The organism is Salirhabdus salicampi, from assembly GCF_024259515.1.
Classification (GTDB): Bacteria; Bacillota; Bacilli; order Bacillales; family Alkalibacillaceae; genus Salirhabdus_A; species Salirhabdus_A salicampi.
In genome coordinates this window covers 300,955-313,995 of record NZ_JANBWE010000001.1, presented here as the reverse complement: position 1 = coordinate 313,995, position 13,041 = coordinate 300,955, and the positions used below count along the sequence as shown (strand labels likewise).

Here is a 13,041-nt window from a genome sequence, read left to right as displayed (position 1 = left end):
TTTTACTTTATTCATTTTTTGTATATAATAGAACATATGTTCCTTATTTTTTCAATTACTGGGGGGAAGCAAATGCGCTATATTAAAGAACAGGATTTTCTCATTTCATCAAGATTTTTGTTTCTTTCCATGACAATATTAGTTCTCGAAAAAGATCTCGAAACAATCGAAACGGGAGACTTTAAAATAAAAGAACCATATTTGGAGCTGCTTCGCAGGATGATACATGAGGCTCGTTCTGAACGTAAAATACTACAAAGAAAGATGAAAGAAAACAATTTACAGGTGATTTTTGTCCATAAAAATGATACGTTTTCCACATATCTTTTCTTAGCGAATGGATATGAGGAAGAAAAACGTTATTTTAATCCTGCTGTTCGGAAGAAGGTACAAGAACTCCTGTATGAGCTTATGCGAAATGCGACATTGCCTACAACCGAAACAAAAAATGAAATATATTGATCCCCCCGTTATTCGGGGGGTATATTTACATCTTTGACATCGGTGGCATTGTATCGTGGATATAGTACGGTGCTGGAATCAATAGTGGCTTTGGACCATAAGCAGGAGGAGAGTGATAGTAACGGAATTGTCCTTTTCCATCAGGCGCGATACCTTGTGCCCATGGGCCATTTGCACTTTCATCTCCTCTTGAGAAGTTATAAAGGTCATATGCAACCGCCTGCTTTTCTAATTTTCGTGGGAAAGTTGTTGGTACAACAATATCTTTTTCTCGATTTTCTAACTCAGCAATTGCGGCTTTCCATTGATTTTGATGGGCAGTGTCACGTGCTATTAAAAAGGATAATGTATCTTTTACACCTGGGTCGTCTGAAATTTCATATAAACGAACAACTTGCAAACGTCCTTGTGATTCTGCATTTAAATTTGCACGGAAATCAGCTAACAGATTCCCACTTGCAATTGTATAATTAGCATTCCACGGATATCCTACACTGTCTTTAGCTGTAGCACCTAAACCTGTTACAATGGCATGTTGAGGATTCATGCCTCCTAAAACAGCCTCCATGACAGGATTTTTAGCTGCTTCTTCTTGTTCCTTAACTGGAGCATTGTCTAATAGTCGAGCAATTAAAGTGGCTAACATTTCAACATGGGCTATTTCTTCTGTACCAATATCTAAAAGAAGGTCTCGGTATTTTGAATCAGCACGACAGTTGAACCCTTGAAAAAGGTATTGCATCATTACAGTAATTTCTCCAAATTGTCCACCTAACACTTCTTGCAATTTCTTTGCATAGACCGGATCTGGTCTAGAGGGCTTTGCTTCATGTTGAAGTTCCTTAATATGATAAAACATCTGCCTACCTCCTTTACGCTATCACAATAGCTTATGAGTAGGCAGCTTGCCCACGTTCATACTCGAAAAAAAAAGGACAGTTATAAGAACTGTCCTTTTATATTATTGAAGATAACTTGTTTGTTGGTGTTGTTGTTGGTCGGTAGTTTGGAATGTACCAAACTGATTTTTGTTATCGTCGTTTTTCGTATCAGTTGTATTAGTATTATTTGTTTGCCCTGTTAGCTGTGAAGATTGTTGCCCCTTACTTATACCGGAAATCATTGGCAGGAATTGCTGAACAGTTTTGCCAATTCCTTGTCCTTTTGTCATGCTATAGTAAGCAGCAACCCCAATCCCTACAGAAGCAGCTAATGGTAACCAGTTTCCTGTTTGATTTTTCACTCCTTCACCCCCTGTACCCTTTACTTTATCCGAACCGTAAAGGAAACATGTAGAACTGAAATTGGCTAATTTGCTCCTACATTTCCAATAAAATAATGGAGTATTTTTTTAAAAACGAGGATCCATTTGAGGTGATTTTGCTAGTGGATTATAAGTAGTCTGTAGGCGTTCCGCCACAAGGTCATTTTCAGAATTCCAATGATTTTGCAGTCGTTCTGTAAATTTATAACGAAATTGTGCAGTTCTATGAACTTGGTTCATCATAGAACCGTACGATATAGGATAAACAACAGATTGTCCAGAAACAAAAGTGATTTTAGATTGGTTATGTTCCATTTCTTGAACGTTTTCAATATGGGAATGAGCAATCCAAGAGCAACTTGGTTTTACTGGGGAAGAGGTAGGGAAGAAATACATACCGCTATGAGGATCTATAGCAATTGGGGATTTATGAGTTATGCCAGCAATATCTTTCGTCCCTTCTTGTCGTCCTCTTAGGCTGGAACCAAAAAACTTACACGCTTGATCAATCAACGTCCTTGGGGGAATATTCACGACATATTTCTCACGCTGTTCTAAAACTAATGAACCGGCTACACCATTTTCTAACCATTTAGGCAAGATGGTTAACGTTAAAGGGGAAATTTCATAATAATTTTTTATGTTCTCCATGAAAGATCTCCTTTCCTTATTCATTTTTCAGTAATAATATACCATATTTTTCATAAATTTGGAATAAAGCATTAAAGAATAGGACAATGTTTCAAAACAATGCTTAAAAAAGATAATTTTATTAGCTTAAAACGAAAATCTTCGCAAGCTTTTGCAATGAAAACCAAAATTTCATCAAAACATTTCATAATGGGGAAGGCGTATGGAAATGTCCATACGCCTTCAATGTCATCTATATGAGAAAAACTCGGAGTGAGCAAATTTATGAAAGTAACGCCCGGTCACTAGCAATTTCTTTACCTTTTACATCTTTAAAGATTTGAATTAAATCTTCTACTGTTAGCTTCTTCTTCTCTTCTTCGTCTGCTTCGTAAATAATATTCCCTTCATCCATCATGATCAGTCGATTCCCTAATTCAATCGCTTGATCCATCTGGTGTGTAACCATGAGCGTTGTTAAATTATGCTTCGAAACCATTTCTTTCGTAAGTCGTGTAATTAATTCAGCACGTGCTGGGTCTAAGGCGGCCGTATGCTCATCTAAAAGCAAAATACGTGGTTCTGTGAAGGTAGCCATTAAAAGAGACAACGCTTGCCTCTCTCCTCCAGAAAGCAATCCTACTTTTGAGCCCAGGCGATTTTCTAATCCTAACTCTAAAGAGGCTAAATGCTCTTGAAATTCTTTACGCCTTTTAGAAGTTACCCCTCTTCGCAAGTTCCGTTTCTTTGTACGACTAAATGCGATTGCCATATTCTCCTCAATCGTCATATGAGGGGCAGTTCCAGCCATGGGATCCTGGAATACCCGACCAATCCACTTTGCGCGCCTATGCTCCGGCTTAAAAGAAACGTCGTCTCCATCTACCATCACAGCACCGTAATCAGGAAACAAAACACCGGCAATAATATTGAGTAACGTTGATTTTCCGGCACCATTACTTCCAATAACCGTTACGAAATCCCCTTCTTTTAAGGTTAAAGCAAGCCCTTGCAGCGCCTTTCGTTCATTTGGGGTACCTTCATAGAAGACTTTATTAATCTGATTTAGTTGAAGCAATGAAATCGACCCCCTTTTCCTGCTCACGTAATGTTTTTCTTGCTGCTTGACGCTTTTTCTTCTCTTTTATATAGGCCCACCATTTTGGGAAAACAAGTGCACCGATAACGATAATGGCCGTAATTAATTTCATATCACTTGCATCTAAGAAATCTGTACGTAAAGCAATTGCAATAATAAATCGATACACTATCGCCCCTAATGCCACCGCCAACGTTAAACGGACGATTTTGTCTTTACCGAACAATCCTTCACCAATGATAACAGAAGCAAGCCCGATAATAATCATACCAATTCCCAAATTCACATCACTAAACCCGTTGTATTGAACAACAAGACCACCACTTATCGCTACTAAACCGTTAGAAATACCTAAACCAATAATAATATACATATTTGTATTGGCTGAGAAGCTTTTCACCATACGTGGATTGTCCCCAGTAGCTCTTAACGCCAAACCTGCTTCTGTTTGAAGGAGCCAATCAATTAGTTTCTTAAATATGAACATAATAATAATCATCGAGCCAATAACGTAAAACGTACGTGGTAAATGTTCACCTACCCCTATCCACATAAAAGGGGCACTTATGAGGGCATCCAAATTGAGGGCCGCCCACCAAGATTCTATTCGGGTAAACACCGTCTCTTGATTCATCAGTGGAATGCTTGGCTTTTGCATAATTTTCAAGTTAATGGAATATAGAGCAGTCATCATTAATATGCCGGAAAGCAGTGCATTGATATTTCCTTTCGTATGCAATAGTCCTGTAAAGCAACCTGCGATGAAACCTGCAGCACCACCGACTAAAGTAGAAAGGAACGGGTCTTGCCCGTTCACAATCATAATTGCACTCACAGCTCCACCGGTAACGAAGCTTCCATCAACCGTTAAATCAGGAAAATCTAATATACGAAAGGTTAAATAAACTCCTAATGCCATAATCGCGTATATTAAACCTGACTCCAAAGCGCCATATAGTGCGTTTATCATTTCTAGTCACCCTTTTAATCTTGTTGTGTCGTTACAATATCTGTTGCTAGATCTTTTAGTTCGTCCGTCAGTTCAACTCCCATTTCTTCCGCAGCTTCTTCATTAATCGTTAATTGTAGAGTTTGTGGGAAAGTAGCAGGAATTTCACCCGGTTCTTTTTCACCATTTAAAATTTGCACAGTTTTTTCTCCAGCTTCGTAGCCAATATCATAGTAGCTAAATCCGTAAGCAGCGAAACCACCACGTTCTACTGAATCTAACTCACCGACGAAAACTGGAATATCTTCCTGATGTCCAACGATTAAAACAGATTCCAAAGCGGAAACAACTGTATTATCAGTAATGATGTATAAGGCATCTACATCCCCTACAAGAGATTCCGTTGCTTGTTTTACTTCTGCACTTGTAGATACAACTGCCTCTTCAACATTAACATTGTTATCACTTGCATATTCTTTCACTGCATTAATTTGAGCTACAGAATTAGACTCACCAGAGTTGTAAACAACTCCGACACTTTCATAACCCATATCTTTAATTAACTGTATCGTACTTGGAATTGCATCCGGATTTGAATCAGAGGTCCCTGTTACATTTCCACCAGGTTTCTCCATAGTCTCAACCAGCTCAGAGCCAACTGGATCTGTTACGGAAGTGAAAATAATTGGGATTTCCTTTGTTGCATTCAACGCACTTAAAGCACTTGGTGTTGAATTAGCAAATATTAAATCAACCTCATCATCGGCTAATTTCTTTGCAATAGCATCATTATTGCTTGAGTCACCTTGTGCAATATTTACATCATAAGAAGCGTTAATGCCCCCATCTACAAGCGCTTGCTTAAATCCTTCAAACGCAGCATCCAAGGATGGGTGCTCTACAATTTGTGTCACCCCGATAACTACATCACCGTCACCGCTATTAGATTCACCATTTTCATTCTCTGTTTCAGTAGTACCACATGCTACAGCGAATATAAGAATACTCGTCATCATCATCATTAATAATTTCTTCATCTCTTTTTCCCCCTTTAAATAGACAATCAACTTCAACGCTTTTATGCGTGTGTGCTTTTAAGTATTAAAGTATTTAAAGTATATTAAACATTGCCCAATATTTCAAGCCTAATTTCAGATAAGATAGATAAATAATACTAGGTAAAAAGTGGTATTTTACCAAAGAAATAAAAGAGCGCAGGAGTACAAATCCTACGCTCTTTTAATAAAATTTTTATATGACACAAGCTCACCTATGTGGAATCAATCAGTTTGATGTTAAGAGAGAATCGACTGTGTCGCATTACGATCGGTTAAATTGTTCTTTTAAGGCCCTTCTTAATATTTTTCCTGTAGTGTTTTTTGGCAGTTCATCCATAAAGGTAAAAGAAGACGGTACTTTATATTCTGCTAAAAAGTTATAACAATGAACTCTTAACTGATCGTACGTCACCGTTTCCCCCTCTTTCGTAACGACATAAGCGTTTACTACTTCACCTAAATTCGGATCCGGCTTTCCGATAACAGCTACTTCCGCTATTGATGGATGATCATATAAAACTTCTTCCACCTCACGTGGATATACATTATATCCACCTACAATAATCAAATCTTTTTTTCGATCTACAATGTAAAAATATCCTTCCTCGTCTTTCTTGGCCATATCTCCAGTATATAACCAACCATCTTTAATCGTCGCTTTCGTTTCTTCTGGCATTTTATAATAACCTTTCATGACATTAGGTCCTTTCACAATTAATTCTCCAATTTCACCGATCGGAACTTCATTTCCTTCGGCATCAACAACTTTGTTTTCAACATTTGTTATGCTTTGACCAATAGATCCAGCTTTTCGTGGGCGGTCCAATGGATTAAAGCAAGTCGCAGGTGAAGCTTCAGATAAGCCATACCCCTCTGAAATAATTACTTGAAACTTAGTTTCAAAATTATTTAACAAAGCGACTGGCATTGGAGCTCCCCCAGATATGCATAAACGCATATTCGAAAAATCATCTGCCTTTCCTTCAGGATACTGTAACAAATAATTGTACATGGTTGGTACGCCTGCAAAAATTGTTACCTTATAATCCCTTGCGGCGTCAAACACTTCATTTGGGGAGAACTTTGGCATGATGAATATGGAACCACCATTCATTAGCGGAGCATTTAGAGCTACCGTTAAACAAAAAACGTGAAACATCGGTAATGCAGCTATAATACGGTCTTGATTATTCATATTTAAATAGTCGGCAATATCTTTTGCATTCGAGTAAATATTTTGGTGAGATAACATAGCACCTTTCGGTTTCCCAGTGGTACCTGAGGTGTATAAAATAACAGCAGTGTCATTATCGTGAAGAGTAGGACGGTCGAGTTGAGGGCTACCATTTTGTAAAAGTGTAGAAAAGGAGTAAACTTTCGGCTGAATTGATAAATCTTCAACACTTACATTTGGATTCGTTTCCACCAGTATGTAGTGATTTACATTCAGTTCATGATCAAATTGAGCAAACTTTTCTGCTAGAACATCCATCGTAATAATGCCTTTTACATCTCCGTTGTTTATAATATAGGTTAACTCATCTGCGGTGTATAATGGGTTGATTGGAATAACAGTTGCTCCAATTCGAAGTGATGCATAAAGGCTAATGACAAACTGGGGGCTATTTCCTAACACAATGGCTAGGTGGTCACCCTTCCCATAACCCATTTCGTTCAAACTAGATGCAAACTTTGTAACCGAATCATCTAGGTCACGATAGGATGTCTCTTTCCCTAAAAAAATGTAGGCTGTTTTATCTGCTTGCTTCTCCGTTGTTACTGTTAACTGATCAGAAATATTCATTTATTCCCCTCCCATTACAATGAATGAATAATCATTCATTTTTAAAGAAATATTCTATATTAATTATAAAATAGTAGGTTGTACATCACAATGAAACATACAATAAAAAAAGGTCATCTCCCCTAAAAAGATTGTCGTATCTTTATAGCAGATGACCAGTTTTTCTATTAGTACACTAACGTAACGAAATCATCTTTTGCGACATTGCCGAAGTAATGTTTTATATTCACATCTGTTAGTGCTTGTTTAATTGCATCTCGTTCATATCTTGTACCAATCAAGATTTCTTCTATATCATGAACATCCCCGACACCGAAGAAATCTCCAAAAATTTTACAATTTTGAATGACTCCTTTATTAACATTTAATCGGACATCAATACTTCCTGCCCCTTCAAATCGTTTTGAATGTTGAATATCAAATTTAGGAGACTTACCGTAGTTCCACTCCCATTGCTGGTAACGTTCTTCAGATAATTTATGGATGTTTTCCCAATCCTCTTTGGTTAATTTGTACTTTGGAACATCTTCTGCAGACTCAACATCAAAAATGAAGCGAAGAAGCATGTTTTTAAACTCTTCCATACTAAGGTCTTCTGTTAAAAATTCAGAGATATTTGCGACCCGACTACGAATTGATTTAATTCCCTTAGATTTAATTTTCTCCGATTTTACTTTTAAGGCAGAGACAACGTGTTCAATTTCGGAATCAAACATTAAGGTGCCATGACTAAACATTCTTCCTCTTGTCGAAAATTGTGCATTCCCTGATATTTTTCTTCCATTTACTAAAATGTCATTTCTCCCTGATAACTCAGCATTGATTCCCAATTTTTGTAGTGCGTCCGTCACTGGTTTCGTAAATTTTGCAAAGTTACTAAAACTGTCTCCATCATCTTTCGTCAGGAAGCTAAAGTTTAAGTTTCCAAGATCGTGATAAACAGCTCCTCCACCTGAAAGACGGCGGACAACATGTATTCCTCGCTCGTCAACGTAGTCTGTATTAATTTCCTCTATTGTGTTTTGGTTTTTTCCTATAATAATGGACGGTTTGTTTATGTAAAATAGCAAATATGTATTTCCGTCTTCAATATCTAAGTTTTTCAGTGCATATTCTTCAATTGCTAAATTAATCCGCGGATCAGTAATTCCTTCATTATCAATAAATAACATTGTCATCCATACATCCTCCTTTATTCTAATTATTATCTTAACGAGTTCTGTAACATAAAGCAAAAGGCTCGTTCTCTACAGTTAAGCTTCCCATGACAAACCCTCATCAGCTAGATATATTTTACCGTCATATTCTTCTGAAGCCTCCCGCTTCAATTCACTCACATTCCCGAAATGCGGTAGGTGTGTTAGCCAAAGTTCGCGTACACTTGCCCGATTCGCAATTTTTCCACATTCATCACTTGTCATATGTCCTGCACTTGTACTATCCATCCCTTTATAGAAGCTTGACTCAGCTATGAGTAAATCAGCGTTTTGACAAAAGGGAATTAAATCCTCAAAGAAACTTGTATCCGCTGTATATACTATTGTACTCTTTCCGTCGGTAATTTTCATCGCATAGCATGGGACAGGATGAACGGTTTTTAGAAATTGAAACTGAAATGGACCTATTGTCATCACATCACCAGCTTTATACGCTTTCCCTTCTGTGGCGGTATGGAATAATGACTGAAACCGCTCTTCATTTTCATGATGTCCGTATATAGGCCATGTTCTGTTACGTTGATGTAAAAGGTTATCAATCAGAAAAGCGTATTGAAGTGAACCAACATCTGCAATGTGATCATGGTGATAGTGTGATAACACAATGGCATCTAAGTCAGAAATAGATTTATACTTTTGCAGTCGTGATAACACTCCACTTCCACAATCAAGTAAACAAGTAAAGCCATCACATTCTAATAAATAACTAGACGTAGCCCTTTCTACCTGCGGGTATGCACCCCAATAGCCGATTACTGTAACTTTCATTCGAAAAGTAACCTCCTAAAAAATAAAATTGTTATAAAACAGTATGTAATCATTTAACCTTTGTTATAATACAATAAAAGTAACAAAACAAACATTTATAAACGGAGGGATCAGATGGTTTCAACTAGCGTAATGGAGTTTTTTCGAAATTTGCCAACAAAGTCATGCACAAAATGTGGAGAACGAATAGAGGAAAAAGCAGATTGTTATGGCAACATTTGCGATAATTGTGATCATCCCGCTCGATGATATGAAAAGGGAGCAGTTCTAGATGAACTGCTCTCAATTTTTTGTTACTTATTTAAAAAGGAAAGTGCATCCTCTTTCGCACCGATTCCTTGATTTATGCAGTCTGGAATTCCGATTCCCTCATATGAGCTGCCGGCTAAAAAGACTCCCGGTAAATATTCCTTCATATGATTCTTAGTATCCTCCACCCGTTCCTTATGACCAACTATATATTGTGGCATTGCTTGTTTCCAACGGGTTACCAAAGAGAACGAAGGATTAGCATCAATATTCATGACATTTTTTAAGTCTTCCCTTACAATTGTTTCAATTTCATCATCAGATAAATGAACAATCTCCTGATCACTCGGCTTTCCTACATAACTGCGAAGCATAATTTGTCCATCTGGTGTTGTGTGTGGCCACTTTTTATGTGTCCACGTACAGGCTGTAATTCGATGGTTACTATTTCGTGAAACAACAAACCCTGTACCATCCATCATGTTCGGGATATCTTGTTTGTTAAAGCCTAACACTACATTAGCAACAGATGTAGCTGGCATTTCTTTATACGTTTTTAAGAAGTCATATTGACTTAATATTTTCTGGGTTACGAAGTGAGGAGTTGCTAGCACAATCGAGTGAGCAATCGTTTCTTCCTTCCCTTTGACGGTAATTCGATATTTATCATGCTCTTTCGTAATATGTTGTACAACAGATTGTTTATGAACTGTAACAAAGGGACTTTTCTTCAGTTCATCTTCAAGTTGGGACACCAGAGAGGATAAACCCGACTTTAATGTTAAAAAGACCCCTTTCTTTTTTTGAGATTTTGCTTTTTTTGGTACTGTTTTGTTTAGTCCTTTAATTAAGCTTCCGTATTCCTGCTCCAAATTATAAAAGTTAGGGAACGTAGCCATCAAACTCAAACGGTCGATATCACCAGCATATATCCCGGATAATAATGGTTCAATTAAATTTTCCACAATTTCATCACCGAGTCGTCTTCTAAAAAAGAGACCTAATGACTGGTCATCTTGCGGTTGACTTTTCGGTAAAAAGAAATCACCGCCAGCCCGAAGTTTCCCCTTCCACGAAAATAAATTTGAAAAAAGAAAGGGTTTTACAGACGTTGGAATTCCCATAAATGAACCTTGTGGAATTGGATGGAGTTTCTCTTTTAGCAAAATGTATGCCTGTCCAGTCGCATTTCGTACTAAGTCATCTTCTAACCCAACATCTTTTACAAGTTGCGCTGCACTTTGCTTGCGTTCCAGAAAGGAGTCAGGTCCCCGCTCGATAACATACCCATCCTTATGTACTGTATCGATCTTGCCCCCTAAATGTTCGTTCGCCTCAATAAGCATGACATCATAGGGTAAGTTCTTTTCTTTTATCTCTTTTTGTAGGTAATAAGCAGCGGACAATCCTGTAATGCCGCCACCTATAATGACAATTCGCTTACGTTGTTCATTCATGCTAAGCCCCGCTTTTCGCTTCTTTTAACACGACGTTTGCTAACGTTCGGATAAAATCTGGGTGTGTGTTTGGCATTTCTGGACGATAATAACTTGCCCCAATCTCATCACAAACTACTTTACACTCATAATCGTTATCATAGAGAACTTCTAAATGATCTGACACAAATCCTACTGGGGCATATACAAAAGCTTTATAACCTTTTTCTTCATATAAATCTTTTGTTAAATCTTGAACATCTGGTCCAAGCCATGGGTCAGGTGTGTTTCCTTCACTTTGCCAGCCGACTGCGTATTCAGATAAACCAGCTTGTTTCGCAATGAGATCTGCTGTTGTTTGCAACTGTTCTGGATAAGGGTCACCATGTTGAATAATTTTTTCAGGCAGACTGTGAGCGGATACTACAAGAACCGATTCATTCTTTTCCTCATTTGGCATATTGTTATATACCTTTTGAATGGCGTTAACCCAATAATCAATAAATCCAGGCTCATCATACCAACTATTCACTGCATAAATGTTCGGTCTACCGTGTTTTGCAGCTTCTTCCTTTGCACGACCGTTATATGATTTAACACTAAAAGTCGAGTAGTGAGGGGCTAAAACCAGGCTTACTGCTTCTTCAATTCCGTCTTGGGCCATTTGCTCAACTGCATCTTCAATATATGGATCAATATGTTTTAAACCTAAATATGCTTTAAACTCTATCTCATCTTGACTTTCATTTAATTCGTCCTCTAATGCTTGTGCCTGTTCTTTTGTAATTTTCGCTAATGGTGAAATACCACCAATCGCATTATACCGACTCCGCAAATCTTCTAACATTTCAGGGGTAGGTTTACGACCATGACGGATATGTGTATAATAACGCTCTAAATCAGACTCTTTGTACGGCGTTCCGTAAGCCATAACAAGTAATCCCATCTTCTTTTTCCCCATCGCCAACACCTCACTTGTTTATTTCTGAGTATATGTGTGAATAAAGTTTGTCAGTTTTTTCAATGTTTCTGGTTTAATATCTGGGAAGATCCCGTGACCTAAATTAAAAACATAGCCAGGATTGTTCATACCTTGATCTAAAATGTCTTTCATCCGTGTTTCAATCGTTGGCCAATCTGCTAATAATATAGCCGGATCCAGGTTCCCTTGTAATGTTTTCGTAATTCCCATTTTTCTTGCTTCTTCAATCGAAGTTCGCCAATCTAAACCAATAACATCGACAGGTAAGTCATTCCACTCTTGAAGTAAGTGTCCAGTTCCTACTCCAAACATGATTGACACTACCTCTTCTTCCTTAAGTGCGGCAAAAATTCGATTCATCGTTGGTTTTATAAACGTCCGATAATCTGCAGCATTCAAAGCACCAATCCAAGAGTCAAAGATTTGTATTACTTTAACACCTGCTTGAATTTGTGCTTTGACATAACGAATAATCATTTGTTCCAACTTGTCCATTAAAGCAAACCATGTTTGTGGCTCACTGTACATTAGTGCTTTTGTTTTATTATAATTTTTAGATGGGCCACCTTCAATCATGTAGCTTGCAAGTGTAAAAGGAGCACCACTAAAGCCAATTAACGGTACATTTAATTGTTCATCCGTTAACAGTTTAATCGTTTCCAAAATATATGGAATGTCTCTTTCAGGGTCAAGCTCTCCTAACTTGTGGACATCTGCTTTAGAACGGATTGGTTGGTCAATAACAGGACCAATTCCTGATTTGATTTCAACATCTACACCAATTCCGGGAAGTGGCGACATAATATCTTTATACAAAATAGCTGCATCTACGTTATATTGATCAACAGGTAGTTTCGTAACATATGCACATAGCTCCGGTTGATGTGTGATTTCAAATAACGAGTATTTCTCTTTCAGTTTTCGATATTCCGGTTGTGATCTGCCTGCTTGTCTCATATACCATGCCGGGATATATGAAGTGGATTCCCCACGATATGCTTTTAAAATCGTATCGTTAAATGTATTCATGATTTTCACCCTTTAATTTCTCCGAATTTTGTCCATTACCAATATAAACGAAAACCTATGTCATGTATACTCTGGAAGATATATTGTCACGAAA

General features: G+C 37.6%; 14 protein-coding genes. 2 read left to right on the top strand and 12 right to left on the bottom strand.

Going from position 1 to position 13,041, the window contains the following annotated elements:
• The first annotated feature begins 72 nt into the window (after nucleotides 1–72).
• The gene (locus tag NLW78_RS01675) at nucleotides 73–462 is read left to right on the top strand and encodes a YhjD family protein (protein WP_254494614.1); all 390 of its coding nucleotides are present in this window, start codon (nucleotides 73–75) and stop codon (nucleotides 460–462) included.
• A gap of 25 nt (nucleotides 463–487) precedes the next feature.
• Here the strand turns inward: NLW78_RS01675 and NLW78_RS01670 are convergent, their stop codons facing one another.
• The 9 genes from NLW78_RS01670 to NLW78_RS01630 form a co-directional block, all read right to left on the bottom strand.
• Nucleotides 488–1,321, bottom strand: coding sequence for a manganese catalase (locus tag NLW78_RS01670; RefSeq protein WP_254494612.1), 834 nt, complete (start codon nucleotides 1,319–1,321; stop codon nucleotides 488–490).
• A gap of 102 nt (nucleotides 1,322–1,423) precedes the next feature.
• Nucleotides 1,424–1,705, bottom strand: a complete 282-nt coding sequence (locus tag NLW78_RS01665; protein WP_254494610.1) for a hypothetical protein — start codon at nucleotides 1,703–1,705, stop codon at nucleotides 1,424–1,426.
• A gap of 108 nt (nucleotides 1,706–1,813) precedes the next feature.
• A complete protein-coding gene (locus NLW78_RS01660) occupies nucleotides 1,814–2,377 on the bottom strand; it encodes a competence protein ComK (RefSeq protein WP_254494608.1) in 564 nt (187 codons plus the stop codon).
• A gap of 262 nt (nucleotides 2,378–2,639) precedes the next feature.
• The gene (locus NLW78_RS01655) at nucleotides 2,640–3,434 is read right to left on the bottom strand and encodes an ABC transporter ATP-binding protein (RefSeq protein WP_254494606.1); all 795 of its coding nucleotides are present in this window, start codon (nucleotides 3,432–3,434) and stop codon (nucleotides 2,640–2,642) included.
• Nucleotides 3,412–4,425, bottom strand: coding sequence for an ABC transporter permease (locus NLW78_RS01650; RefSeq protein ID WP_254494604.1), 1,014 nt, complete (start codon nucleotides 4,423–4,425; stop codon nucleotides 3,412–3,414). Before NLW78_RS01650 ends, NLW78_RS01655 begins: the two co-directional genes overlap by 23 nt.
• Nucleotides 4,426–4,439: 14 nt before the next feature.
• Nucleotides 4,440–5,441, bottom strand: coding sequence for an ABC transporter substrate-binding protein (locus NLW78_RS01645; protein WP_254494602.1), 1,002 nt, complete (start codon nucleotides 5,439–5,441; stop codon nucleotides 4,440–4,442).
• A gap of 283 nt (nucleotides 5,442–5,724) precedes the next feature.
• Nucleotides 5,725–7,266, bottom strand: coding sequence for a fatty acid--CoA ligase family protein (locus tag NLW78_RS01640; RefSeq protein ID WP_254494600.1), 1,542 nt, complete (start codon nucleotides 7,264–7,266; stop codon nucleotides 5,725–5,727).
• 167 nt (nucleotides 7,267–7,433) lie between these two features.
• Nucleotides 7,434–8,438: a lipoate--protein ligase gene (gene lplA, locus NLW78_RS01635; protein WP_254496075.1), complete on the bottom strand. Its 1,005-nt coding sequence runs from the start codon at nucleotides 8,436–8,438 to the stop codon at nucleotides 7,434–7,436.
• An 81-nt stretch (nucleotides 8,439–8,519) separates the two neighbouring features.
• A complete protein-coding gene (locus NLW78_RS01630) occupies nucleotides 8,520–9,251 on the bottom strand; it encodes an MBL fold metallo-hydrolase (protein ID WP_254494597.1) in 732 nt (243 codons plus the stop codon).
• 114 nt (nucleotides 9,252–9,365) lie between these two features.
• Here NLW78_RS01630 and yhfH point away from each other — a divergent pair, with 114 nt between their 5' ends.
• The gene (yhfH, locus tag NLW78_RS01625; protein WP_254494595.1) at nucleotides 9,366–9,500 is read left to right on the top strand and encodes a protein YhfH; all 135 of its coding nucleotides are present in this window, start codon (nucleotides 9,366–9,368) and stop codon (nucleotides 9,498–9,500) included.
• Between the two features lie 44 nt (nucleotides 9,501–9,544).
• On the opposite strand, the gene hemY is transcribed toward yhfH, so the two are convergent.
• The 3 genes from hemY to hemE are packed head-to-tail and all read right to left on the bottom strand — an operon-like array spanning nucleotide 9,545 to nucleotide 12,947.
• On the bottom strand, nucleotides 9,545–10,957 hold the full coding sequence (gene hemY / locus NLW78_RS01620; protein ID WP_254494592.1) for a protoporphyrinogen oxidase: 1,413 nt from the start codon (nucleotides 10,955–10,957) through the stop codon (nucleotides 9,545–9,547).
• 1 nt (nucleotide 10,958) lies between these two features.
• Complete coding sequence (gene hemH, locus NLW78_RS01615) at nucleotides 10,959–11,897, bottom strand: ferrochelatase (protein WP_254494590.1); 939 nt, start codon at nucleotides 11,895–11,897, stop codon at nucleotides 10,959–10,961.
• Nucleotides 11,898–11,915: 18 nt separating this feature from the next.
• Nucleotides 11,916–12,947, bottom strand: a complete 1,032-nt coding sequence (gene hemE, locus NLW78_RS01610; RefSeq protein ID WP_254494580.1) for a uroporphyrinogen decarboxylase — start codon at nucleotides 12,945–12,947, stop codon at nucleotides 11,916–11,918.
• Nucleotides 12,948–13,041 lie beyond the last annotated feature (94 nt).

What these genes read in the sequence shown, in the direction of transcription:
- lplA (WP_254496075.1), bottom strand. Translation starts at nt 8,438, where the DNA reads ATGTTATTTATTGATAATGAAGGAATTACTGATCCGCGGATTAATTTA.
- hemY (WP_254494592.1), bottom strand. Translation starts at nt 10,957, where the DNA reads ATGAATGAACAACGTAAGCGAATTGTCATTATAGGTGGCGGCATTACA.
- hemH (WP_254494590.1), bottom strand. Translation starts at nt 11,897, where the DNA reads ATGGGGAAAAAGAAGATGGGATTACTTGTTATGGCTTACGGAACGCCG.
- NLW78_RS01630 (WP_254494597.1), bottom strand. Translation starts at nt 9,251, where the DNA reads ATGAAAGTTACAGTAATCGGCTATTGGGGTGCATACCCGCAGGTAGAA.
- NLW78_RS01670 (WP_254494612.1), bottom strand. Translation starts at nt 1,321, where the DNA reads ATGTTTTATCATATTAAGGAACTTCAACATGAAGCAAAGCCCTCTAGA.
- NLW78_RS01645 (WP_254494602.1), bottom strand. Translation starts at nt 5,441, where the DNA reads ATGAAGAAATTATTAATGATGATGATGACGAGTATTCTTATATTCGCT.
- NLW78_RS01660 (WP_254494608.1), bottom strand. Translation starts at nt 2,377, where the DNA reads ATGGAGAACATAAAAAATTATTATGAAATTTCCCCTTTAACGTTAACC.
- hemE (WP_254494580.1), bottom strand. Translation starts at nt 12,947, where the DNA reads ATGAATACATTTAACGATACGATTTTAAAAGCATATCGTGGGGAATCC.
- NLW78_RS01650 (WP_254494604.1), bottom strand. Translation starts at nt 4,425, where the DNA reads ATGATAAACGCACTATATGGCGCTTTGGAGTCAGGTTTAATATACGCG.
- yhfH (WP_254494595.1), top strand. Translation starts at nt 9,366, where the DNA reads ATGGTTTCAACTAGCGTAATGGAGTTTTTTCGAAATTTGCCAACAAAG.
- NLW78_RS01640 (WP_254494600.1), bottom strand. Translation starts at nt 7,266, where the DNA reads ATGAATATTTCTGATCAGTTAACAGTAACAACGGAGAAGCAAGCAGAT.
- NLW78_RS01675 (WP_254494614.1), top strand. Translation starts at nt 73, where the DNA reads ATGCGCTATATTAAAGAACAGGATTTTCTCATTTCATCAAGATTTTTG.